The sequence below is a fragment of the Vibrio ichthyoenteri ATCC 700023 genome (genome assembly GCF_000222605.1).
Lineage (GTDB): Bacteria > Pseudomonadota > Gammaproteobacteria > Enterobacterales > Vibrionaceae > Vibrio > Vibrio ichthyoenteri.
In genome coordinates this window covers 16168-39016 of record NZ_AFWF01000178.1, presented here as the reverse complement: position 1 = coordinate 39016, position 22849 = coordinate 16168, and the positions used below count along the sequence as shown (strand labels likewise).

General features: G+C 43.7%; 24 protein-coding genes. 16 read left to right on the top strand and 8 right to left on the bottom strand.

Translation table 11 applies throughout. The features are described 5' to 3' along the window. Window positions 1-145: 145 nt before the first annotated feature. Entirely contained in the window at window positions 146-913 is a 768-nt protein-coding gene (locus RH85_RS12840) for a nucleotidyltransferase domain-containing protein (RefSeq protein ID WP_006712830.1), read from the bottom strand. Between the two features lie 178 nt (window positions 914-1091). Between RH85_RS12840 and yeiP the strand changes: the two genes are divergently transcribed. Together yeiP and RH85_RS12830 are read left to right on the top strand one after the other, a co-directional pair. Then, window positions 1092-1658: an elongation factor P-like protein YeiP gene (gene yeiP / locus RH85_RS12835; protein WP_006712828.1), complete on the top strand. Its 567-nt coding sequence runs from the start codon at window positions 1092-1094 to the stop codon at window positions 1656-1658. 2 nt (window positions 1659-1660) lie between these two features. After that, window positions 1661-1981 carry an HI1450 family dsDNA-mimic protein gene (locus RH85_RS12830; RefSeq protein ID WP_006712823.1) on the top strand — a complete coding sequence of 107 codons (321 nt, stop codon included), beginning with the start codon at window positions 1661-1663 and terminating at the stop codon, window positions 1979-1981. Window positions 1982-2118: 137 nt separating this feature from the next. Here the strand turns inward: RH85_RS12830 and ihfA are convergent, their stop codons facing one another. Continuing rightward, window positions 2119-2415 carry an integration host factor subunit alpha gene (ihfA, locus tag RH85_RS12825; protein WP_005599656.1) on the bottom strand — a complete coding sequence of 99 codons (297 nt, stop codon included), beginning with the start codon at window positions 2413-2415 and terminating at the stop codon, window positions 2119-2121. A gap of 670 nt (window positions 2416-3085) precedes the next feature. On the opposite strand from ihfA, the gene RH85_RS12820 reads away from it, so the two are divergent. The 7 genes from RH85_RS12820 to RH85_RS12790 all read left to right on the top strand — a co-directional run bounded on the left by RH85_RS12820 (window position 3086) and on the right by RH85_RS12790 (window position 8695). Then, entirely contained in the window at window positions 3086-5584 is a 2499-nt protein-coding gene (locus tag RH85_RS12820) for an ATP-binding response regulator (protein ID WP_006712819.1), read from the top strand. Between the two features lie 173 nt (window positions 5585-5757). Continuing rightward, window positions 5758-5985: a hypothetical protein gene (locus RH85_RS12815; RefSeq protein ID WP_006712817.1), complete on the top strand. Its 228-nt coding sequence runs from the start codon at window positions 5758-5760 to the stop codon at window positions 5983-5985. Window positions 5986-6102: 117 nt separating this feature from the next. Then, a complete protein-coding gene (locus RH85_RS12810) occupies window positions 6103-6648 on the top strand; it encodes a septation protein A (RefSeq protein WP_006712815.1) in 546 nt (181 codons plus the stop codon). A gap of 157 nt (window positions 6649-6805) precedes the next feature. Next, window positions 6806-7201 carry an acyl-CoA thioester hydrolase YciA gene (gene yciA / locus RH85_RS12805; protein ID WP_006712813.1) on the top strand — a complete coding sequence of 132 codons (396 nt, stop codon included), beginning with the start codon at window positions 6806-6808 and terminating at the stop codon, window positions 7199-7201. A gap of 126 nt (window positions 7202-7327) precedes the next feature. Continuing rightward, complete coding sequence (locus RH85_RS12800; RefSeq protein ID WP_006712811.1) at window positions 7328-7624, top strand: YciI family protein; 297 nt, start codon at window positions 7328-7330, stop codon at window positions 7622-7624. Between the two features lie 2 nt (window positions 7625-7626). Beyond that, window positions 7627-8019, top strand: a complete 393-nt coding sequence (locus RH85_RS12795) for a GspS/AspS pilotin family protein (protein WP_006712809.1) — start codon at window positions 7627-7629, stop codon at window positions 8017-8019. 454 nt (window positions 8020-8473) lie between these two features. Then, a complete protein-coding gene (locus tag RH85_RS12790) occupies window positions 8474-8695 on the top strand; it encodes a hypothetical protein (protein WP_006712805.1) in 222 nt (73 codons plus the stop codon). A gap of 35 nt (window positions 8696-8730) precedes the next feature. On the opposite strand, the gene RH85_RS12785 is transcribed toward RH85_RS12790, so the two are convergent. Continuing rightward, on the bottom strand, window positions 8731-9003 hold the full coding sequence (locus RH85_RS12785; RefSeq protein ID WP_006712802.1) for a DUF1289 domain-containing protein: 273 nt from the start codon (window positions 9001-9003) through the stop codon (window positions 8731-8733). A gap of 151 nt (window positions 9004-9154) precedes the next feature. On the opposite strand from RH85_RS12785, the gene RH85_RS12780 reads away from it, so the two are divergent. From RH85_RS12780 to RH85_RS12760, 5 genes are all read left to right on the top strand, one after another. After that, entirely contained in the window at window positions 9155-9598 is a 444-nt protein-coding gene (locus RH85_RS12780; protein WP_006712800.1) for an META domain-containing protein, read from the top strand. Between the two features lie 314 nt (window positions 9599-9912). Continuing rightward, window positions 9913-11055: an ABC transporter substrate-binding protein gene (locus RH85_RS12775; RefSeq protein ID WP_006712798.1), complete on the top strand. Its 1143-nt coding sequence runs from the start codon at window positions 9913-9915 to the stop codon at window positions 11053-11055. 40 nt (window positions 11056-11095) lie between these two features. Continuing rightward, window positions 11096-12793 (top strand): ABC transporter permease, encoded by a 1698-nt coding sequence (locus RH85_RS12770; RefSeq protein ID WP_006712796.1) that lies wholly within the window; start codon window positions 11096-11098, stop codon window positions 12791-12793. Then, window positions 12759-13421: an ATP-binding cassette domain-containing protein gene (locus tag RH85_RS12765; RefSeq protein WP_006712795.1), complete on the top strand. Its 663-nt coding sequence runs from the start codon at window positions 12759-12761 to the stop codon at window positions 13419-13421. The genes RH85_RS12770 and RH85_RS12765 overlap by 35 nt, the downstream gene beginning before the upstream one ends. Before the next feature lie 8 nt (window positions 13422-13429). After that, a complete protein-coding gene (locus RH85_RS12760) occupies window positions 13430-14035 on the top strand; it encodes a CDP-alcohol phosphatidyltransferase family protein (protein ID WP_006712792.1) in 606 nt (201 codons plus the stop codon). A gap of 91 nt (window positions 14036-14126) precedes the next feature. Here RH85_RS12760 and RH85_RS12755 read toward each other — a convergent pair whose 3' ends face one another. The 4 genes from RH85_RS12755 to RH85_RS12740 form a co-directional block, all read right to left on the bottom strand. Further along, the gene (locus tag RH85_RS12755; RefSeq protein WP_006712790.1) at window positions 14127-15062 is read right to left on the bottom strand and encodes a class I SAM-dependent methyltransferase; all 936 of its coding nucleotides are present in this window, start codon (window positions 15060-15062) and stop codon (window positions 14127-14129) included. An 8-nt stretch (window positions 15063-15070) separates the two neighbouring features. Next, window positions 15071-15766 carry a TIGR01621 family pseudouridine synthase gene (locus tag RH85_RS12750; RefSeq protein ID WP_006712788.1) on the bottom strand — a complete coding sequence of 232 codons (696 nt, stop codon included), beginning with the start codon at window positions 15764-15766 and terminating at the stop codon, window positions 15071-15073. Between the two features lie 111 nt (window positions 15767-15877). Beyond that, window positions 15878-17494, bottom strand: a complete 1617-nt coding sequence (locus RH85_RS12745) for a methyl-accepting chemotaxis protein (protein WP_006712786.1) — start codon at window positions 17492-17494, stop codon at window positions 15878-15880. A gap of 166 nt (window positions 17495-17660) precedes the next feature. Then, window positions 17661-19004: a sodium-dependent transporter gene (locus RH85_RS12740; protein WP_006712784.1), complete on the bottom strand. Its 1344-nt coding sequence runs from the start codon at window positions 19002-19004 to the stop codon at window positions 17661-17663. Between the two features lie 374 nt (window positions 19005-19378). On the opposite strand from RH85_RS12740, the gene cls reads away from it, so the two are divergent. Then, complete coding sequence (gene cls, locus RH85_RS12735; RefSeq protein WP_006712783.1) at window positions 19379-20833, top strand: cardiolipin synthase; 1455 nt, start codon at window positions 19379-19381, stop codon at window positions 20831-20833. Window positions 20834-20966: 133 nt separating this feature from the next. Next, complete coding sequence (locus RH85_RS12730) at window positions 20967-22172, top strand: cystathionine beta-lyase (protein ID WP_006712781.1); 1206 nt, start codon at window positions 20967-20969, stop codon at window positions 22170-22172. Between the two features lie 92 nt (window positions 22173-22264). Here RH85_RS12730 and RH85_RS12725 read toward each other — a convergent pair whose 3' ends face one another. Beyond that, window positions 22265-22840, bottom strand: coding sequence for a DNA-3-methyladenine glycosylase I (locus tag RH85_RS12725; RefSeq protein ID WP_006712778.1), 576 nt, complete (start codon window positions 22838-22840; stop codon window positions 22265-22267). Window positions 22841-22849: the final 9 nt, after the last annotated feature.

Here is a 22849-nt window from a genome sequence, read left to right as displayed (position 1 = left end):
AATATAATAAAACAAACAATTGCGAAGGGCTGTGAGTCTCATCACCTAACATAGCGCTCATAAAATGACTTAGCTGATATATACCTCAGTTGTGTAAGAATTTGTGACGCATTTCAATACGCCTTATCCCCTACAAAAACCAAGTCTAACCAATTCTAAATTCCGTTTTTTTGTATTGTTTCACTAACCATTCGCCATACGAGTCCAAGACGCCAATCACTGACCGTTTGGCGACGACTCGATTGGAAAGCAGTATTACCAAACGTTCGATTTCAACTTGAAAATCAGGGTAGTAGCGCAAGAAGTGTTTTCCACACTCAATCGGGTCATCATGCCAACCTTTAGCGCGAGGGATGACTAAAGAGTAACTCGCTCTGAGTAGTTTTTTAGCGATGATTTTTTGCGCTTTAAGGTGCTCTGCGTCATCTTTTGCTCGTACAATTCGGTTGCGATAAACAGAGAGCCAATCTTCCACGTCCATGTTCCAGTGCTTAGCAATTTCCCAGCTTGGTTCGTAATCGCCAAAGCACTCAGATAAATCTTCGCCATGCACACACACAGCACAATGACGCAGTAAAAAGCCCCACGAAAAAATGCTGTCTAGCGAGGCAATATCGCTAATCAGAGCCGTTTTGAACGCAATATCGGTAATATGAGGGTGAGTTTTTTGGAAGTGCCATCGTACGGTATTGAAGACCGTGCTGCGCTTCTCTGCAAAACTCTGTTTTGTCACGACGATAACATCAAGGTTTGAACGGTGTGGCACCGCACTCTTACGCGCGACACTGCCAAAAACATAAATGCTATGCAAGTTATCGCCTAGGCCTGAACGTAAGAAACGCACCAAATCTTGTATCGCTTGACTATACTCAGCTTGAAACGGCAAAGCTGGATTAATTGTGGCTAAAATCATCAAAGAATCGTGGAATATGACAGATTATGGAACATGTTCTCTTAGTGTCGCTTTTCGATCAAGATAATCAAGCTGAGAATCGCTGAAAACTAGCAATATCAGTGCGAGTTCAAATAGCATCTTCCAATTAGTTGGGTATATAATGCCGCCCTTACAACTCATATGAAGGAAATTGTTCATGCCTAAGGCGAGTGAGCTAAAGAAAGGTTTTGCTATCGAATCAAACGGTAAAATCCTACTTATTAAAGACATCGAAGTGACGACTCCTGGCGGTCGTGGCGGCGCAAAGATTTACAAACTGCGTTGTGTTGATCTAAACACTGGTGCACGTGCTGACGAGCGTTTTAAGTCTGACGACGTGGTAGAAACGGTTGACATGTTTAAACGTCAAGTTGCTTTCTCTTACGTTGACGGCGATGAGTACATTTTCATGGACAATGAAGATTACACTCAATTTACTTTTAAGAAAGAAGAGATCGAAGAAGAGCTTCTTTTCATCACTGAAGAAATTAAAGGCCTTCAAGTTGTTCTTGTTAACGGTGCAGCAGTTGCGTTGGAGCTTCCAGCAACAGTTGAACTTGTTATCGAAGAAACTGACCCTTCAATCAAAGGTGCTTCTGCAGCTTCTCGTACTAAACCTGCACGTTTTGCAACTGGCCTAACAGTACAAGTACCAGAGTACATTGCAAATGGTGATCGCCTGATCATCAACACTGCAGAACGCAAGTACATGAGCCGCGCATAATTATGGCTGAACTCATTTCTTACGACGATGCAATCGACACCGCTTACGATATCTTCCTCGAGATGGCTCCAGATAATCTCGAAGCTGCTGATGTGATCCTATTCACTGCTCAGTTTGAAGATCGTGGCGCCGCAGAATTGGTTGAGACCGGTGATGATTGGGCTCAGCATGTCGGCTTTGATGTTGATAAAGAAACCTACGCTGAAGTTCGCGTGGGTTTGGTCAACGAAGAAAATGACGTGTTAGACGATGTTTTTGCTCGCTTACTGGTAAGCCGAGATCCTGAACATAAGTTCTGCCATATTCTATGGAAACGTGACTAATTAACCTTTAGTTAATCAGCACTATCCATATAAATAAAAACACCCAAGCATAAGCTTGGGTGTTTTTTTATTACCACTGGCTAGAGAACTCTCTTTTTCAGTGGTAATAACAACGACTTCAATCCATCGATAACGTGTTAGCTGTCGCCCTTGATCGTCTCAACTCGAGCTTTCAATTTTTGACCTGGGCGGAAGGTGACAACACGGCGCGCGCTAATTGGAATATCTTCACCCGTTTTCGGGTTACGTCCTGGACGTTCATTCTTTTCACGTAGGTCAAAGTTACCAAATCCTGAAAGTTTCACTTGCTCGCCATTTTCGAGTGCTTTGCGAACCTCTTCAAAAAATGCCTCAACCGTTTCCTTGGCATCTCGTTTACTGTATCCAAGCTTTTCAAACAGGTTCTCTGCCAAATCGGCTTTAGTGAGCGCCATAGAATTTTCCTCAAAAGCTGTGTTAAACATCACTGTCGATAGACAGCGCCAAAGCATTTCGCCTCGTCAATCAATAACATAGAGACATTACTTGGAAAGTGTATGCCAAGCTTCTGATTTTCGCCAACATTTTTATAGTCAGTTAACACTTTTCTCATAATTATCAGCGAGATAAACCTCACAAACCAAGCAAAAAACTAGAGTTTAAATTCACAAATCTTCAAATTTAAAGCATTAACCACCAACAAATAACAAACTCACAGAATATAGGCTTATTGATGCCATGAGGATTTTTTTTGCACAATACGACTAAACTCATAAAAATCAGTTGCTTATAACCTAGCGACAAACAGAAAAATCATACATATGTAGCAATCATGCTCAGAGACAGATTAATTAACCAAATTCTAACAATGTAAATCGCTTATGATTTGAGCTTAAAGCAACCTGATGCACATCAAATTATAATATTTCGGAAAATTTGTGACCAACAGCGCGTGTGATAAATCCAACGTCTATTTACAAGCGAAGAGTATCTGTGGATTAATGAGAGAGACTACGACAAATAAAATAATGTTGGCTTAGATGAACAGTAACAAACCCTCCAGCGAATGGATGGGCATCAGTTTACCCCTATGGACAGTAAAGCTAGCGTCTAACGGATACTCTTATGTTTGAGTCTTTCGTGCACCCAGTTCTGCTGTTACTGCTCGCCGTTGCTTCATTGGTGTTGGGTTGGACGGCCTATTTCGTCCATTCACTCAGAATGTCGCGTGGCCTATTTGAAACCAAGATCAGTATTCCCTATCTCTTTTATTCAATGTCAGTCTTTGCTTGGATTTTGAGCAATGCGTTTTTTTATTCTCCGTTACTTCTTCGAGTCGACAATAATGTCGTCGTATCAATGGCGCTATTGGCGAACCTCGCTTCCGCATCAGCGTTTACCTTTGCTTATCTTGTAACACGCAAACTGGTTAACACCATTGATTCTGCACTCTCAAAAAACATACAGAACGTCGTATTTGTTATACTAATCTCTGCAGCTATTTATTGGAATCATAATGTAGGGCATACCGTAGATGGGGTGTCTGTTTATGCGATTGGCCGCTTCCATATTGATCTTGGTGAACAGGCTGCTTTATTCTTTCTATCAGCCATAACACTGATCGTTCTATCATTTCGCAATATTTTGCTCTATTCACGGCGCACTAGACCATTACAGCATATAAAATCACTCTATATGCTCTTTGGCATCAGTGTCTTTATGGTTTCGACCATTGTTATCCACGCCCTAATCCCTCTGTTTTGGGCCGATTTTACTATGTCATGGTTGCCACCCGCTTTAGCGATGACCGAAGTCCTGCTGATGGGATACGCGCTCATTACTTCACGCTTTTATAGCAATCGACACATTTTATTTTCACTATTATCTGTTCTGCTATCCTGTGTCGCGATAACGGTTCCGTTAGTATTAGTGCTCAATTCAATCTCTGTGTATGACTTTACCTTTGTCATCGCCTCCTCTTGCCTAGTAACCGGGCTTTTATGGTCAACGGGATATAAATCAGCGCGACGTTTATCAAGTCTACTTGTTTATGGCCAAGCTCTATCGCCAAATCAAAAAATTAACTCGCTAAGTCGTGAATTTCAAAAATCGACCAATTCAGCCATCGAACAGATTGCTCAAACACTTGATATTGACCAGCACGATCTGCAACTTGTTTATAATTTGCAAGATGAGAAGGCCTATACCTCACAGTTATACAATCAAAATAGCGTGCTAATTTTTGAAGAAATTGAAGAGCAAGTTCTGATCCACTCAAGCGTTAGCTCGGTTTTGCAGCAGCTCTATCTTAAAATGAAGCGGGAGAACGTCGCTCTAGTTCTGCCAATTTTTGATCATGACAATCAAATGAGTCATTTACTTATTGCGCGTAAAAAACGCAGTGGTCATCTTTATTTCTGTGAAGAAATTCACGCGCTGCAATACGTACTAAAGAAAGCACAGGGTTACATCAATGCAGACCGAAAAGTACACCAAGCCCAAGCATTAGCAAATTCAATTGCCCATGAAATGCGTAACCCTCTTGCACAAGTGCAACTCCAATTTGAACAGCTGAACGTCAAATTACAACAAAACGCGCCGAGAATTGAGTTAGAAAAAGAACTGCTCAAAGGCAAAGTGGCCATCGACCGAGGCCGCCAACTGATCGACATTATCCTGCGCGAGGTGAACGACGCATCCCTTGAGCAAGAGCCTGCGGTACAAACTTCGATAAAACAAGCCGTTGAACAAGCGGTTGAGCGTTACGCATTCGATTCTGAAGAGATGCGTCAACGTTTAAGCGTCAACATTACACACGATTTTTATGCCAAAATTAACGACACACTGTTTAACTTCGTCATCTTTAATCTCTTACGTAACGCCACTTACTATTTTGATTCCTATCCGAAAAGCAGTATAGATATAAGCACCATTACCGGAAAATATGAGAATTTCGTGGTGATCCGAGATTCCGGGCCCGGTATTCCTAAAAGTCTACAGACTCGCATCTTCGATGATTTTTATTCCCATAATAAAAGCGGTGGTAGTGGCCTTGGGCTTGGATACTGTCGACGAGTTATGAAGGCCTTTGGCGGCTCAATTCAATGCTATTCCAAAGTTGGTTCTTTTACTGAGTTTCATCTATCATTCCCTGTGGATTCTCTGCTGAGAACGGCACAAACTCTCCCAGAGATTGATAACACGAATGACCAAAATCCAAACAAAGAAAGTGGGCAAACTCTGCGCCCTCAGAGCTACACAATATTGGTGGTTGATGATAAAGAAGTGCAACGTCAATTAGTCAAATTGTTGCTCAACCAACTGGGTTACGATGCAATATTGGCCAATAATGGACAAGTTGCATTGGAGATAATTCAAAACAATTCGGTCGATCTGGTCTTTATGGATATTCAAATGCCAGTCATGAATGGTTTTGAAGCCGCAACGATCATAAAGCAAACCTATCCCCATATTCCTGTCTATGCCCTCTCTGGCGAGTCAGGGCAACGAGAGCTGGATAAAATCAGTCAAATTATGGATGGTCATTTAACTAAGCCCACTTCTAAAGAGGCGCTACTTGCGACGATTCAAAAACGCAGACAACGCGAAACAATCGAAGTTTAATCCTTTACGCTTCTCATTTTGCATCCTGTAATGACGGTCAGTTTACGAAAAATCGACCGTTTTTAAGCAAATCATTCCGATAAATCCATCTCTATGTTGGCATCCAATATGCTTATTAAGGTATTAAGCGTATCCGTGGCTAGCGTTGGCCACACCATATATGGAGAGACGTTATGGAAATGAAGCGCCACACCTATTATCACCTGATTCATCATGGTATCAAGTGCCTACTCGTGGATAGAATTGGCCACTTTACTGAACCTGAATATCATCAATACTTAAATGTTATGACGGGTAAATCGAGTTGTTTTTCGATGAGTAATGAAGAATTAATTGGCACTGTCGATGCTTTAAGAGATGAAGGTTATCTTGAAGATTTAAAAACCAGCATTCCTCACTAAATGGCTGCGTTGGACAATAAAGTTAATCTGGTAACAACACATCTAATTTGTGTTCCGGGACGAATTGAGTAGACTGAGCTCTTCTCATACTGATTCCAACACCCATAGATACTCGCGATGAAACAACTGATTGACTTTATTCCACTCATCATCTTTTTTGTCTTATACAAGATGTTTGATATTTACGTTGCCACTGGCGCTCTTATCGTCGCAAGTGCTATCCAAATTGTTGTGACTTTCGCCCTATATAAGAAAGTCGAAAAAATGCAGCTCATCACCTTTCTGATGGTGGCCATTTTTGGTGGTATGACAATTTTTCTACACGATGACAACTTCATAAAATGGAAAGTGACTATCGTCTATGCTCTGTTCGCCATTGGCTTAGCGATCAGCCACCTGATTGGCAAATCAGCCATAAAAGGCATGCTTGGCAAAGAAATTACCTTACCTGAACAGGTATGGACAAAAATCACTTGGGCCTGGGTGGTTTTCTTCCTTGTCTGTTCCGCACTCAATATCTACGTGGCTTTTGAGCTGCCTCTCGATGTGTGGGTCAATTTCAAAGTGTTCGGCCTACTTGTGGCTACCTTTGCTTTCACACTCCTTTCTGGTGTTTATATCTATAAGCACCTACCAAAAGAAGACAAAGAGCAAGGTGAGTAACACCATAAGAGCACTTTGGTTTATCTAATGACCTTAGTAAACCAAAGCAGTATAATCGTCAAAAAGCGGCCCCAGTCTAGGTCGCTTTTTTATAGATAAAACCCATTAATTTCAGTTCAATTATTCGAACTGACATCATTATGTTGTGGATGTCAAAATGAGTCAGGAAAACAGTTCACCGAGGGGGCAACTCCTTCTTCGCACCTTAGCAATGCCTGCCGATACCAATGCCAACGGTGATATTTTTGGTGGTTGGATTATGTCTCAGCTCGATTTGGCGGGCGGTATTCTGGCGAAGGAAATCTCCGGTGGGCGTATTGTCACCGTATCCGTTTCTAGCATTACCTTTAAAAAACCAGTAAAAGTTGGTGACGTTGTGTGCTGTTATGGTGAATGTACCAAAATCGGTCGTACATCCATGAGTATTGATTTAGAAGTATGGGTTAAACCCGTCAAAGAGCATGGTATCGAAGACCGCTTTATGGTGTGTGATGCCACGTTCAACTATGTCGCCATCGACTCAACAGGCAAGCCACGCGCTATTGTTGTCTAGCCTATGGGTGTGTAGCAAAGACGCTACACACAACGAATAAACTCACATTTTCTCTACATGCTGGTTTGAATTTTTTCTCCTTCACGTAGAGTGACACTCTATCCAATTAGCTGACAAGGACACCATATGTGGTATGTAATTTTCTCTCAAGATGTTGATAATTCACTTGAAAAAAGAATGAGCGTTCGCCCTGCCCACCTCGAACGTTTGCAACAACTTCAAGATGAAGGTCGCCTTTTGACGGCAGGACCAATGCCAGCCATTGATTCGGATAACCCTGGAGAAGCTGGATTCACAGGTTCAACCGTGATTGCACAATTTAATTCTCTACAAGATGCGCAAGATTGGGCAGACAATGACCCATACATTGACGCGGGTGTTTACCAATCGGTTGTCGTTAAGCCATTTAAGAAAGTATTTTAGCCATGAAAACGCATTTGACTATTGCTCTCTTGCTTGCCAGCGGATTAATGGGTTGTGCCTCTGATGGTAACCAACAACGCCAGTTAGAACTGCTTGCCTCTAATCGAGCAAGTCTTCTTGCAGCAGAATTACCCTTGGAAGCGGGACCACTGTCAATCATGCGAGCATCGGCAAAAGGGAGCACTATTGAAATAATGATGGTATACAACCAAGAGCAACAAGGAGCGAAGCCTTTGCGACAAGTGCTCAATACCAGTATTACTCGTTATTGCACCAACAAAGAAACCAAAGCAAACCTCGAGGCTGGGTTGAGCTATCGGATTAAAATGCGCAATAGTCGCGGCCAACTTATGGCCGACGAATTTGTTTCACAGCAAACTTGTAGCAACGAATAAACTGCGCTGTTAATAAATTATTCGATTTTAGGGCCCGTCATCACCGCAACGTGAACGGGCCTTATATATTGGCCCTGAATATCCATCAGCCAAAGATCAGTACCATCACAAGCAAACCAACAAACATTGTGGCCATAACTTTCAGTAGCCCACCCAACTGGCGACTTCCACCATTAGGCGCTTTATTACAACAAGACATCCTTCGTTCCTCGCATCAATCGGAAGATCCACAATAACCCTTGCCCCCACGGCAAGGTCAATATGAATCTTTTATTTCAATTTCATGTCACCTTTTCGCAGTTAAATATATGGTTAGCTTGCGCTTTTACTGCTCAATAACACCAAAAATTCGACAAAAAAATCCTCACAAATAGAAAAATTATCTAAAAGTGCATTGACGCTCTTGGTTAGGAGTTCTAACTTTTTTATAGGCCGAACAACAGAGGAATCCGCTATGAAACGTGCTAGTAATTGTTACCGTCTTCAACTCATCAAAGAAGTTGCGACAAGACAGCATCGACTGAAAAGCGGTGACCCAATGGTAGCTCATGTACAACACCTCATCGATGATCAACCGGAGGGTGAGACAAACTTCGAAGCAAATCATCGTTTTTCAGGCTGTCATTTCGATGACCATGCGGGTGGTTGGGTAAGTGACAAGTGGGGAATGAAATAATTACCATTGCAGATTGAAAGCGTCTGAATAGATTATCACTTATCGAATAAATCGCTTTGTGGGTTATTAACTTCAACGCTTTCAGTGTTTTTTGTCGCCTTGCATTCCATCATACTTTCTTGCTGTTTTTTACGGCGATAGCGCTGACGACACAGCTTAATCACATGTAATTTTTGCGCAGCATCCATTGATAGCCAATTGAAGCGCTCTTCACGCTTGCGCATACAACCGTGACAATATCCTTTTTCGTCAACAGAACACACGCCCACACATGGACTAGGGATAGAAAAAAACTCTAACTGCTCCATAATCTCTCCATAAGTGCGTGAAATGCAAAATAAAACATTAAACTATGACCAAAAGCTAACACAAATATTCATCCATCACTTATAATTGTCAGCAATACGGTTTTACTTGGTATATAGACGTATACCTTATTGTTTTTTGGAGTTTATATCTATGAAGCTTAGTTCAAAAAAGCTACTTGCAGCACTTTCTCTACCTATCCTAATGACAGCATGCGCAAGCAACGGTGATGATGTGAAGCAAATCACAACAACTGACCTACAACACCACAACTGGTCACTTGTAAGCGTTGATGGCAAAGCAGTTACCGCTGAAGAAGGTCAGGCACTGCCAAACCTAGAAGTGGGTGAAAAAATGACGGCAAACGGCAACGCTGGCTGCAACAATTTCTTCGGCCAAGCAGAGCTTAAAAACAACCAATTCCGCATTGAAAAAATGGCTCTTACCATGAAAATGTGTATGGGCGAATCAATGGCCGTTGAGCAAGCATTCTCTAAAACGCTTTCAGAGTGGAGCGATATGACACTAACGAACGACAGCCTAGTGTTAAAGAACGATGCACATACATTGACATTCAAACTAAGTGACTGGAAATAATTCCTAAATTTACTGTTATTTGAATGATTAGAAAGCAGCCTTAGGCTGCTTTTTCTTTTTGAGCAAACTCAAATAATGTCACAAATATTATCCGAAACAGCTAGAAGCGCTCTCCATCTCTTATTAATGAATCATATTTCGTTCAAAAATTCATAAAGCGCACACTTTACATACAAACAACTAACAATCTGGCCAAATACCTAAAAAAAAACATCTTTTTTACGTCATAATGAATGCAATTCGTGTTTACTCCGGTCTAGCAGAACAGACTCATTTACTCATGAAGTATTTCACCCATGAAGATAGGAACTATTATGACAAGGCTGTTAACGTTCATTTTTACTCTGTTTATTAGCTTTTCCTCGTTGGCGGCCGATAAATGGCAACAAACAACCGAACAAGCACGAGGCCAAACGGTCTATTTTCATGCTTGGGGTGGAAGCCAAGAGATCAATAATTACCTCCGCTGGGCAGCTCAGCAAGTACAACAACAGTACGGCGTGACACTCAAGCACGTTAAGGTAACGGATATTGCAGAGACAACCTCACGCTTACTCGCGGAGAAAGCCGCAGGTAAAAATAGCGGCGGCAGTGTCGATATGGTTTGGATCAACGGTGAGAATTTCAAATCAATGAAGAATCACAATCTACTATTTGGCCCATTTGTTGATGCATTACCAAGTTGGCAATTAGTGGATAAATCGCTTCCTGTAGACAGTGATTTTTCTGAACCAACTCTTGGGCTTGAGGCGCCTTGGGGCGTTGGGCAATTAGTCTTTATTCATGACAGTGAACGTCTTAATAACCCACCACGTTCTTTTGCTGAATTGCTCAGCTACGCGCAAGCCTTCCCAAATAGGATCAGTTACCCTCGTCCACCTGAATTTCACGGTACCAGCTTTTTAAAAGCCTTATTGATTGAGCTAACCGCAAACGACGCGGCATTAAATCAACCCGTTTCTCAAGTCGATTTTGACCACCTCACTCAGCCACTATGGCAATACTTAGATCGTTTACATAGTGTCGCTTGGCGACAAGGAAAGCAGTTTCCAACTAGCTCTTCGGAAATGACTCAATTATTGGATGATGGGCAAATCGACCTTGCGATTACATTCAATCCCAATGCGGTCTTTTCAGCGCAAGCTACCGGTAAACTTGCTGACACAACAAAAGCTTATGCAATGGAAGCGGGGGCGCTATCAAACATCCACTTTTTAGCTATTCCTTGGAATGCAAACTCCCCTCAAGGAGCTCAAGTGGTGATCAACTTCCTTCTTAGTCCTGAAGCACAGTCACGAAAAGGCGATTTAAATATATGGGGCGATCCCTCTGTACTACAAAATCAGCACTTACAAGGTTCAGCAAAACAGACCAAGTTATTCCCTTCTGTGGCAGAACCGCACCCTAGTTGGCAAATCGCTCTGGAAAAAGAGTGGCAAAAACGCTACGGCAACTAATTTTAGCCAGTAGTTTTGAGTAAAGAATGACGAGAGCCCGATGTTTAGACTATCGTACCTAGTAGTGATTTTGGTTGGGATTCTACCGCTGATTCCCGGCTTAAGTGGCGTATTGCTCTCGTCATTCAATTACATTCCATCTTTGGGTTTTTCCACCCCTTCAGGGCTTGGCTATCAGCAATTATTCGCATGGAGTGGTTGGCAACAATCGCTACTCTTAAGCCTATTTAGCGCTTTAATCAGTACCTACTTAGCCGCGTTGTTTTGTTTTGCCATTTTGCAGCAACTCTGGGGCAGAAAATACTGGCAGAAAGTAGAAACGTTACTCTCTCCTCTTCTAGCGATGCCACACGTTGCTTTTGCCATTGGGTTTGCCTTTTTGTTTGCACCAACCGGTATGCTGGCCAGAATAGCAAACCAGTGGTTTGGCATTGCCGTTAACACTAGCGAGACCGCTTTACTGGTCAATGATCCCTATGCCCTTGGTTTAACCTTGGCGCTAGCATTAAAAGAAATTCCTTTTCTATTGTTAATGAGTATTGCGGTGCTACAACAACTTGATCTTGAGCGTAGCCAACAAGTCGCTCAATCTCTAGGCTACTCAGTACAACAAACATGGCTCAAAGTGATCTTGCCACAGTGGCTAAGCAAAATGCGTTTTCCATTATTTGCTGTCGTGGCTTATGGTGTCGCAGTGGTAGATCTCGCGCTCATTCTTGGCCCAACCAACCCGCCTACCTTCGCAGTATTAGTGTGGCAATGGTTTAACGATCCTGATCTCACTATTATGCCACGCGCGTCAGCTGGTGCGATGATACTGTTTTTACTCGCCAGCGGCTTAATGCTGGTGGTGATATTGATTGAAAGAGGAGTGACGCAATGGTGGAAAACATGGCAGTTTTCCGGTCGATTCGGGTGGCGATTACCGGGCGCAACGATCTTTTCAGTTTCAGCTTTGCTGGCCGCGCTGATCTTTCCACTATTGCTAGTGTGGAGCTTTGCTCATCGCTGGCGCTTTCCAGATATACTGCCCACTCGCTTCAGCGAGCGTTTCTGGCAACTTGAGTGGGCCAATATGGCTCCAACTTTAGTGAGCAGCCTGACATTGGCTATGATTACCGCCAGCGTATCCCTTCTCCTGGGGCTTGTAGCACAGGAATATAAAGTGAGTCATAAGCGACATATCCCTGATTATGTCATCGCTTTACCGATGTTGATTCCACAGCTCTCTTTATTATTTGGTTTACAAATTGCGAGCTTATATCTCTCCAGCGAACTCTACTTTTTCTGGGTAGTATGGTCGCATATTTTCTTTGCCTTTCCGTTTGTGTATTTGGCTTTAGATGGGAGTTGGAAAAGTTATAACCTTAGCTTTTCCAAAACCGCACTAAGTCTTGGCAAGTCACCATTGCAGGTCTTTGTCCAAGTAAAACTGCGGATGCTATTGCCCGCCCTGCTTTACGCTTGGGCAGTGGGCGCCAGTGTCAGCCTTGCACAATATCTACCAACATTGATGCTAGGAGGTGGGCGAATTGTCACCATCACAACAGAAGCTGTTGCACTTTCTAGTGGCTTCGATCGCCGAGTGACCGCAATCTACGCTTTATTGCAGGCACTACTGCCATTTATCTTTTTCTCCATCGCAATTTTTTTTGGTCGGCTAACCCAGCGACGCACAATTTTATCTAAGGGTAATTTGACTCATGACTCTTTCGCTCAAAAACCTCATCATTTATAAGCAAGATGGCCAAGCACTATGCTCGTCCATCGACCTTACTATTGCCAAAGGCGAAGTCACCGCGTTGATGGGCCCTAGTGGATGCGGAAAATCAACCTTGTTTAATCTAATTTCAGGTCACTTATCCGATGAATTTCACTATCAAGGTGAAGTCATGCTCGATAACGATGACATAGCAAAGCGTCCTGCTCATCAAAGAGGGGTTGGCATTCTTTTTCAAGACGATTTACTGTTTCCCCACCTCACTATTTGGCAAAACCTTGCCTTTGCTTTACCAAATTCAGTCCCAAAACCGGCACGCAAAGCACAAGCATTAAGCTGTTTAGAGTCAGTAGACCTGCAGAGCTTAGCCGATTCTTACCCAGATCAAATTTCTGGGGGTCAGCGTGCACGCATTAGTTTGTTGCGCATGATCCTAGCCAAGCCTCAGGTGGCTTTATTGGACGAACCCTTTAGTAAGCTAGATAAGACGCTGCGCCACCAATTTAGAGATTGGGTTGTCGCACAACTTGCTGAAGCAAATATTCCGACCCTACTCGTAACCCATGACATCAATGATGTTCCCAGTCAGGCCACCGTTATTCAATGGCCACAAGCCTCTAGCGACTGTAATAGCACCAAAATTTAAGGTAGACCATGTTAGATAGATTCAGTATTCAATTGATCCGCCAACCGTTGCATTGCGCTGCAAGTAAGCTCGATAATGCCAATATCAAGGCCAATCAAGTGACTTTATTTGGCTTTGCTGTTGGCTGCTTAGCACTACCCGCATTAGTTGAACAACACTACGTGTTGGCCTTGCTATTTATCGTATGCAACCGTATTTGCGATGGTTTAGACGGAGCATTAGCTCGTATTCAGGGTATTACTGATGCGGGTGGATTTCTCGACATCAGCTTAGACTTTTTATTCTACTCTCTTATTCCGTTTGGCTTTGTACTCGCCAATCCGGAGCAGAATGCTGTCGCGGGTGCATTCATTATCTTTGCTTTTATCGGCACCGGTTCGAGCTTTCTCGCTTTTGCTGTCATGGCGGGTAAACGAGGGATTGAGAATCCGGTTTATAAACATAAGTCACTGTACTATATGAGCGGCCTGACGGAAGGCACCGAAACCATTGCGTGCTTCATCCTATTCTGCTTATTACCACAGCACTTTGCTTTGATTGCCTATGTTTATGGTGCGGCATGCTGGTTTACGACTGCAACGCGTATTTATGCTGGCTATAGAACACTTAGCTAACGACGCTCATCGCCTAAAATAAAAAGCCCCTGATGAATGGCATCAAGGGCTTTATCTCTCATTCAATACCGTTGCAACAATATCGATATCATTACTTCTTGAACACCAAGCACTTTAACGATGCTTGTTCATTGATGTCGGCAAATTCTGGCGGGTTTTCCAAGCGCTCAATAAATTTAAGCTCTGGCGCCTCTTGCTGCATACCATCAATAAGAAAGCTGCAATCTACTGCTGGTGAATTCACACACGCCAATACTTCTCCATTATCCGTCAACAGATCTGGCAATCGACGTAAGATTTTTTGATAATCTTTAGTCAAAGCAAAACTGCCTTTTTGGAAAGATGGCGGATCGATAATAATCATGTCGTAAGGGCCTGCTTTCTTAATTTTGCCCCACGATTTGAAGATATCATGGCCAAGAAAGCGCACCTGATTAATATTGTGGTCGTTTAATTTATGGTTATCGCGACCTTTATTTAGCGAAGCGCGCGCCATGTCAACGTTAACCACTTGATCTGCCCCACCAGCAATCGCCGCCAATGAAAAACCACAAGTATAAGCAAAAAGATTAAGTACATTGGCATGCTTCGCATGCTCTCTAACCCAATCACGGCCTAAACGCATGTCTAAGAACAAACCGAAGTTTTGGTTACGACCGATATCAAGCTGATACTTCAAACCAGATTCAACCACCACGGGACGCGGATCAAATTCACCCAACAACACCTCCGACGGAGCACCATCACTATAGCGGTGTTGTAGTAATATTGTACGTCCTTGTTTTTGCTGCCAAACGTCCGATTGGCTCAGAGCTGTCAAACCTTGTTTTAACTGCTGCAAAAATGCGTCATCAACCGGTTTAAACAAGTTAACAATAAGTTGCCCCTGCAGCCAATCACAGGTCAACTGCTCAAGCCCTTGCCAACATTGACCTCGACCATGGAATAGACGGCGAACTTCATCCGGCACGACGATAAGTTGTGCTTCAACATGTTCAAAAAACGTCGCTAATTGATTAATTTGCATAATAATTCTTATTTCTTAATGACTGGCCAGTTAAGTTGCCAAGGAGTTAACCACTGTTCGATACCAGCTTGTACCGTTGCATGTAACCACTTTGTCCCTAATTGAGGGTAGTCACGTGGGTCACAGATAAAATCGTATTGCTCGCCCAGATATTCAAAGCGTAACGCAAACGCATGGAGATAACCGCGATCAGATTGACTGGCAACATTATAAATTGGGTCACCAACAATAGAAGATCCGACCGATTTCAATGCCACGCGGATTTGATGAGTTTTTCCAGTATGGGGCTTACATAAGAAAAGTCGCTCTCCCTCTTCTGCGGCAAGGGAGAAAAACTGAGTCACAGCTGGATTTTCCTGGCTATTGAGCAGCATCCATGCAGAACGACGAGATCTCGCCATATCGCCTCGTACCAAACCCTGTTTCTTTTTAGGTTTTTTACTGCCAATCGCAAGATAGAACTTGCCGACCTGGCGTTGAGCAAACAACGAGGACAAAACACTGGCCGCCTGACTATGCTTAGCTAAAATCAACAAGCCTGAGGTCATTTTATCTAGCCGGTGAACGAGAAAAAGCGACTTATCACCAGAAGACTTAGCGACTTCTTGCAACAACATAGTATCACCATCATCTTTGTGAACGGATACATCAGGATGTTTATTGATGATTAGAAAATCAGGATGGTCAAAGACGATATCAAACATGAAAAAAAGGGCTCCATTTGGGAGCCCAGAGTATATACACTCCTCTTCACCATATAAAGGCTTGAGGAGTGTTGAGTCGCGTTTAAGTGCAACGATTAAGAAGCAATGTTGCTAGGCAATTCGAAACTTACCCACCAGCTCCTCCAGTTGCGACACCTTCTGATTCAATCCAACCACATTGGTTGAACTGCTGTTGGCCAGTTCCAGTGAATGAGCCGAAATATCACTAATAGAGGTAATGTCCGCGGCAATTTCACGCGTTACCGCCGTTTGCTCTTCCGCCGCTGTCGCGATGGAATTGATCATGCTTTGTACATGGCTTGCGCCTGCCACAATCTCTTCCAAGGCATTGACGGCACCTTCGCTCTGACTCACGCCAATTTCAACTAAACGACAGTTATCTTCAGTAAAGGTCACCGCTTCTTGGGTGCCAGATTGAATCGACTGGATAATACCCGCCACTTCTTTAGTTGCATTCGTTGTACGCTCCGCCAATGCTCGCACTTCATCTGCAACCACCGCAAACCCTCGACCAAATTCACCGGCACGCGCCGCTTCAATCGCGGCGTTCAAAGCCAACAAGTTGGTTTGTTCTGCTATATCTTCAATCACTTTGATCACAGAACCGATTTTTTCACCATGACTGCCCAGCTGATTCATCTGAGTCGACATATCACCCATTTGTTGGCTGACCTGTTGAATACTCGCCACCATTTCACGAATCACATCACGACCACCTTCCGCCGTTGATTCTGAGCGCTTCGATTCTTCAAACGTCGCGCTACCTTGCTGAGCCACCTCGGCAATCGTTAAGCTTAATTCTTCAGCTGCCGTAGCAATCAAGCCAGCTTTATCAGCCTGTGCAGATGCACCACTGACTACGTCTTGACTAATCGACTCAAGATCTTTGGTCACAACTTTAACTTCACTTGAAACTGAAGAAATCGAGCCAATCAAAGTAACCAGCGATCCTTGCATTCTGTTAATTGACACCGCCAAATTCGCGAGTTCATCACCCGATTTATCCACAATGGCATCAGCCGTTAGATCGCCTTCAGCAACCGCTTGAGCAACTTCTTCCAGTTTACTGAGCCGTGTGGTAATTGAGTTAGATAGCACGTACGCAATTCCGCACGTAAGAATTAGCGCAATCAAAGAAAGAACCGCAATCGTGTATTCAATTTTTGTAAATGATTCACTCAAGCCCAATAAAGCAACATCGGTATCCGCGATCTCAGTCGTCGCGACTTCATTTAGTATTGTCTCAATTGGGATTAAAAATTCATTGTAATAACGCCCCAATAACGGCATTACGGCTGCAAAGGTATAGTTACCTTCCAACATCGGCGCAATGTTAGTTTCAAAGCTGCCAGTAAACTGAGCCATCAAGTGCTCGATCTCTTCTACACGGCGTAAGTCGCTAGGACTGCTTTGCTCCAATAACTTAATTTTAGCGACGACGTCAGCAAACTCCTGTTTATTGGTATAATAATCGTCGATAGCCCCTTTGAACCCCGTGACAGCCCCGGTTGCATCGCGATAAACATCGCCTGCCTCATCGATCATAATTAGATAGTTGACCACTTCAGGTACATCATCGAGACGAATCTCATCCGCGACCGCATGTGACGACAATACTTCTTTCCAAATTAAGCTCACCATCAAAATCAAGATCGCTAAAATAGCGCCAAAACCCAAATACAGTTTTTTTCTCACTGACAATTTCAAAATACACCTTCCTGATTGTAATAACGTGCTATCGGTTTGCCGTGCCTAGCATCATTTACCGATTATCATATTGTTATCGTCTAATGGTCAGACATCTTTATTGACCTTTGGCTCAATGTAAAAAAAGCTCCTATATTAGGAGCTTTTATGAGACGCATATCACCATTTACAAAATTGAGAATAGAAATACGGCTAAAATTGCTACTGGGCACACAATACGCACATACCAAGGCCAAATTTTCCAAAATAGTCCTTGCGCGATCTCTGGGTTACCTTCTTTAAGTTCGTTGAGCAATTTATTGCGATTCCAAATCCAACCAACCACAATCGCCCAAACCACACCAAGTAGAGGTTGCATATATACTGTCGAAATATCCGCGACTAACCCAAACAGTGACCCAAAATTAAGCGCAATGACAATACTCAATACGAGAATGGCACCGCCAATAGCCCAAGTTGCTTTCCCACGGGTCATATTCAACTCGTCTTGGGCACAAGACACTGGCACTTCCAGAAGTGAAATTGAAGAGGTAAGCGCTGCAATCACCATTAAGACGAAAAACCCGGTACCAACGATAAAGCCCATGCTCCCCATGGTGTCAAACATTGCAGGTAGTACCGCAAATACTAGATCGCCAGAACTGATGAGCTCGCCCGCTTTATCAAATATTTCTACACCGTTGTTTTTGGCAACAAACATCGCCGGCAGAATCAGCAACCCAGCGCTAAATGCGACAGCGGTATCAATCGCAGCAACTTGCGCGGCTGTTTTAGGGATATTTACGTCTTTCTTAAGGTATGAACCGTACACCATCATCGAACCCACACCCAATGACAATGAAAAGAACGCCTGCCCCATTGAGTCTACGAGTAAACTCGGAGTGACATGAGAAATATCGGGGATCAAGTACATCTTCAACCCATCAATTGCTCCGTCTTGGGTAAGGATATAAATAATCATCACACCAAACAGTACAAACAGCATCGGCATTAAACGGGTCGACCACTTTTCGATACCATCGGCCACGCCTTTTTGTACGACGTAAATCGTCAACAGAGAGAAAAGCACTGCAAGAATTACGTTGCGAGCATCACCAAAATTGACCAACCAATCGGCTGCACTTTGTAAACCCACAACCTCTAAAACAGGTGCGGCAGCAAAGCCCATTAACCAGCCGGCGAGAATCGAATAAAAACTCAAAATCATCGAAGCGGCGATCATCGCAATAACACCAAAGACACTGGCTGCGGTACGATTTCTAGTCCAAATAGAACGCAAAGATGCGATTGGATTAGACTGGCCATGGCGACCAATGGTGAGTTCTGCAACCAGCATCGGGAACGCTAAGAGAAATACCATCGCCAAATAGATGACTAAAAACGCAGCGCCGCCATTGCTTGCCGCCTTCGTTGGGAAGCCCCATACGTTACCAAGACCTACAGCGGAACCCGCCGCAGCCATAATGAAACCTAATTTCGTCGAGAAATGGCCTCTTGAATTACTTGCCATAATTGTTTACCGCTTTGTTGTGTGTGCATTGTGAGCGTCAAAACAGGGTGGTGTAAATCAATGTTTACACTTCATTTAAAATTTAGTGACGCACGATGTATGGCAAGTAAAACAGTTTGAGAATAAAATTGGAACCCTATCAGTTGCATTTACCACTCAGCACACACTATTCGTGCTCATTCGCTGCTTTTTTAAACAAACTGAAGATTTTATAACAGTTTCTTAACCTCATTAAACACACATCCCCTATTTCAAATACGTTTTGTGCTCTATTCTGACTTCCTGTTATTAATTGCCTCATTTCGTTCAGCTTTTATTGTTATACCTCACAAAATCGGCCACTATGAAGTTATGATCCTTGTCTAGGAATTTAGATGGAAAAGTTCTATCACTTCGTCACTCTCGCCAGCATCGTACTGTATTGGATATTAGTCGCAGGTGTTACCTTACGTGTCGTACTCAAGCGCCGAGCGGTCAGCGTTTCGCTCGCTTGGTTGATGGTGATCTACATCATTCCGATTGTTGGCGTACTGTGCTATTTCCTATTTGGTGAACTTAATTTAGGCCGCAAGCGTGCCGACCGAGCAAAAGAAATGCTCTCCCCCTTTGTCGACTGGTTTTCGAAACTCAGTGACTGCCAAGCACACTCAACCGAAAATTTTGGTCGCCATATTTCCCGTATTGATGAACTATGTAACAACCGATTAGGTCTGCCAGCGTTAAGTGGCAATGAACTCTCTTTACAAAGTTCACCGCAGGACATCATGCATTCGGTGATTGACGATATCAATCAAGCTAAAACTAGCATTCGAATGGTTTTTTATATTTGGCATCCGGGCGGTATGGCCGATGAGGTGGCCAATGCACTAATTGCTGCTGCAAAGCGCGGAGTCGAGATTAAACTACTGCTTGATTCCGCTGGCAGCCCTCGCTTTTTCCGTAGCGAGTGGCTTAAAAAAATGCAGTTAGCGGGAATTAGTGTTGTGCAAGCACTAGAGGTAAGCCCTTGGCGTATATTCCTGCGCCGCCTTGATCTTCGCCAGCATCGAAAAATCATCGTTGTTGATGAAAAAGTCGCGTACACCGGTTCCATGAACATGGTTGACCCGGCCTTTTTCAAGCAGGATTCTGGGGTCGGCCAATGGATAGATATTATGGTGCGAGTCACAGGGCCAACGGTCAATGTTCTCTCCGCGATCCACAGTTGGGACTGGGAAGTAGAGACCGGCGAGCGTAGCTTCCCCCTTATTCCTGAATGCGAACTTGAGAAAAAGAGCTCTGAGCATCCAATTCAAGTTGTTCCATCAGGACCAGGAATGCCGGAATATCTGATTTATCAGGTATTAACACTGGCTATTAACCAAGCAAATGATTCGGTTAGAATCACAACGCCTTATTTTGTTCCGAGCTCCGATTTACTCGAAACCTTAAAAATGACCGCACAGCGAGGCGTTAAAGTGGAGTTGATCATTCCACATAAAAACGATTCCATGATGGTGCAATGGGCATCAAGAGCGTTTTACAGTGAGTTAATGCAAGCGGGTGTAAAAATTTACGAATTTTACGGTGGTCTGCTGCACACTAAATCGGTGGTAATTGATGAGCAATTTTGCTTAGTTGGTACCGTAAATATGGATATGCGCAGTTTGTGGCTCAATTTTGAAGTGACTTTGGCCATTGATGATCAAGAGTTCACTAAAAAAATGCACCAACTTCAGTCTGGCTATATTGAACAGTCACACACAGTGTCGCTGGAAGATTGGCAACAACGCTCAATCTACTTCCGCTTTTTAGAGCGAGCCTTCTACCTATTCAATCCTCTGTTATAACGCCAAGACCGAGCTGAGCTCGGTCTTTTTTTTCGCCATTTCAAGGTAATCATGCCCACTAGCCTTGCTTTGTCATAATGAGCGTGGTTTAAATATACTCAAATACGTTCACGATTTAAGACAAGGACTTCTTATGTCAGAAGGAAAACAAACCAAGTTCATCACAGCGGGTCGCGATAAAAAGTGGACCAATGGCGTGGTGAACCCTCCCGTTCAACGAGCATCCACTGTCGTTTTTGACACCGTCGCCGAAAAGAATAACGCCATTATCAATCGCGCCAATAAAACCTTGTTTTATGGTCGTCGCGGCACTCAGACACACTTTGCGCTACAAGACGCGATGGTGGAAGTGGAAGGCGGCGCTGGTTGTGCTCTTTATCCCTGCGGTACGGCTGCGATTTCCAATGCGATTCTTTCAGTGGTTGAAAGCGGTGACCATATTTTAATGGTGGATACCTGCTATGAGCCAACTCGTGATTTCTGCGACAAAATCATGAAGAAAATGGGGATTGAAACCACCTACTACGACCCGACAATTGGTGCTGAAATCCGAGATCTGATCCAACCAAATACCAAAGTGCTATTTTTGGAATCTCCCGGGTCCATCACGATGGAAGTCCAAGATGTCCCAACATTGGCTCGCATCGCTCATGAACAAGATATCGTTGTCATGCTCGACAACACTTGGGCTGCTGGCGTTAACTTCTCACCGTTTGATTTCGGCGTTGATATCTCCATTCAAGCCGCAACCAAATACATCGTTGGTCACTCCGATGTTATGCTTGGTACCGCGGTCGCCAATGAAAAATACTGGGACCTACTACGTGAACAAAGCTATCTAATGGGTCAGTGTGTTTCGGCTGACGACGCTTACCTTGGCCTACGAGGCATTCGCACCTTGGATGTGCGCCTGCGTCAACACGCAGAGAATAGCCTGAAGGTTGCTCAATGGCTGCAAAATCGCCCTGAAGTGGATCATGTTCGCCACCCTGCACTGGAAACGTGCCCTGGGCATGAATTTTTCCAACGTGATTTTACTGGCGGTAATGGCCTATTTTCAGTGGTTTTAAAAAGCAGCTACCCAAAAGCAACCACCGTACTGCTGGATGGCATGAAGCATTTTAGTATGGGCTATTCATGGGGCGGCTACGAGAGTCTGATTCTCGCTAATGAACCAAAAAGCTTCAATAGCCTACGCACGGTCGCGCATCCACACTTTGAAGGCACACTTATACGCTTACATATTGGATTGGAAGATGTCAACGACTTGCTGGCCGACCTAGAGCAAGGCTTTGCTCGCTACAACGCATCAATACTAGAAACCGAAGCGTCTTACTAAAGTAAAAGGTGCACTGATGTCTTAGCTGCGACACCAAATAACAAACCAAGCCCGCGATAAACGCGGGCTTGTAATGACAACTCAATGAAGCGTTACGACGCGCTCTTTTTAGGACAAGTTTGCAAATGGTCGTCCACCATGCCTATCGCCTGCATAAACGCATAACAGATCGTTTCTCCAACAAACTTAAAACCGCGCTTTTTGAGAAATTTACTCATCGCTTTTGATTCATCGCTTGAAGCAGGAACCTGTGACAGGTCCTGCCAATGATTGATAATTGGCTTACCATCAACAAATTGCCACAACGCTTTTTCAAGACTGCCATATTCTTCAATCAGAGCCAAAGCCGCTTGAGCATTACTGAACACTGACAAGATCTTGCCTCGATGCTTCACCACATCAAATTGACTGATGATAGCTTCCACTCGCTCATCCCCACGCTCTCCGACATAAGCACTCAATTTCGTCAGATCATAACCTTCAAACGCTTGTCGGTAACCTTCACGTTTTTTTAGTATCGTAATCCAACTCAACCCAGCTTGAGCCCCTTCTAAGGTAATGAACTCAAACAGAGTTTGGTCGTCATAGACGGGCACGCCCCATTCGGCATCGTGATACTCCCGCTCTAATGGATGCTTAAGCGCCCACGCACAAGTTTGATGTTCCATAATCCACTC

Bases quoted from the DNA above. Each gene is read 5' to 3' on its own strand.
- RH85_RS12840 (WP_006712830.1), bottom strand. From the start codon at position 913: ATGATTTTAGCCACAATTAATCCAGCTTTGCCGTTTCAAGCTGAGTAT.
- RH85_RS12815 (WP_006712817.1), top strand. From the start codon at position 5,758: ATGGAAATGAAGCGCCACACCTATTATCACCTGATTCATCATGGTATC.
- RH85_RS12760 (WP_006712792.1), top strand. From the start codon at position 13,430: ATGTTAGATAGATTCAGTATTCAATTGATCCGCCAACCGTTGCATTGC.
- RH85_RS12820 (WP_006712819.1), top strand. From the start codon at position 3,086: ATGTTTGAGTCTTTCGTGCACCCAGTTCTGCTGTTACTGCTCGCCGTT.
- RH85_RS12725 (WP_006712778.1), bottom strand. From the start codon at position 22,840: ATGGAACATCAAACTTGTGCGTGGGCGCTTAAGCATCCATTAGAGCGG.
- RH85_RS12770 (WP_006712796.1), top strand. From the start codon at position 11,096: ATGTTTAGACTATCGTACCTAGTAGTGATTTTGGTTGGGATTCTACCG.
- cls (WP_006712783.1), top strand. From the start codon at position 19,379: ATGGAAAAGTTCTATCACTTCGTCACTCTCGCCAGCATCGTACTGTAT.
- yeiP (WP_006712828.1), top strand. From the start codon at position 1,092: ATGCCTAAGGCGAGTGAGCTAAAGAAAGGTTTTGCTATCGAATCAAAC.
- RH85_RS12765 (WP_006712795.1), top strand. From the start codon at position 12,759: ATGACTCTTTCGCTCAAAAACCTCATCATTTATAAGCAAGATGGCCAA.
- RH85_RS12780 (WP_006712800.1), top strand. From the start codon at position 9,155: ATGAAGCTTAGTTCAAAAAAGCTACTTGCAGCACTTTCTCTACCTATC.
- RH85_RS12750 (WP_006712788.1), bottom strand. From the start codon at position 15,766: ATGTTTGATATCGTCTTTGACCATCCTGATTTTCTAATCATCAATAAA.
- RH85_RS12810 (WP_006712815.1), top strand. From the start codon at position 6,103: ATGAAACAACTGATTGACTTTATTCCACTCATCATCTTTTTTGTCTTA.
- RH85_RS12730 (WP_006712781.1), top strand. From the start codon at position 20,967: ATGTCAGAAGGAAAACAAACCAAGTTCATCACAGCGGGTCGCGATAAA.
- RH85_RS12795 (WP_006712809.1), top strand. From the start codon at position 7,627: ATGAAAACGCATTTGACTATTGCTCTCTTGCTTGCCAGCGGATTAATG.
- yciA (WP_006712813.1), top strand. From the start codon at position 6,806: ATGAGTCAGGAAAACAGTTCACCGAGGGGGCAACTCCTTCTTCGCACC.
- RH85_RS12785 (WP_006712802.1), bottom strand. From the start codon at position 9,003: ATGGAGCAGTTAGAGTTTTTTTCTATCCCTAGTCCATGTGTGGGCGTG.
- RH85_RS12790 (WP_006712805.1), top strand. From the start codon at position 8,474: ATGAAACGTGCTAGTAATTGTTACCGTCTTCAACTCATCAAAGAAGTT.
- RH85_RS12775 (WP_006712798.1), top strand. From the start codon at position 9,913: ATGACAAGGCTGTTAACGTTCATTTTTACTCTGTTTATTAGCTTTTCC.
- RH85_RS12740 (WP_006712784.1), bottom strand. From the start codon at position 19,004: ATGGCAAGTAATTCAAGAGGCCATTTCTCGACGAAATTAGGTTTCATT.
- ihfA (WP_005599656.1), bottom strand. From the start codon at position 2,415: ATGGCGCTCACTAAAGCCGATTTGGCAGAGAACCTGTTTGAAAAGCTT.
- RH85_RS12830 (WP_006712823.1), top strand. From the start codon at position 1,661: ATGGCTGAACTCATTTCTTACGACGATGCAATCGACACCGCTTACGAT.
- RH85_RS12800 (WP_006712811.1), top strand. From the start codon at position 7,328: ATGTGGTATGTAATTTTCTCTCAAGATGTTGATAATTCACTTGAAAAA.
- RH85_RS12755 (WP_006712790.1), bottom strand. From the start codon at position 15,062: ATGCAAATTAATCAATTAGCGACGTTTTTTGAACATGTTGAAGCACAA.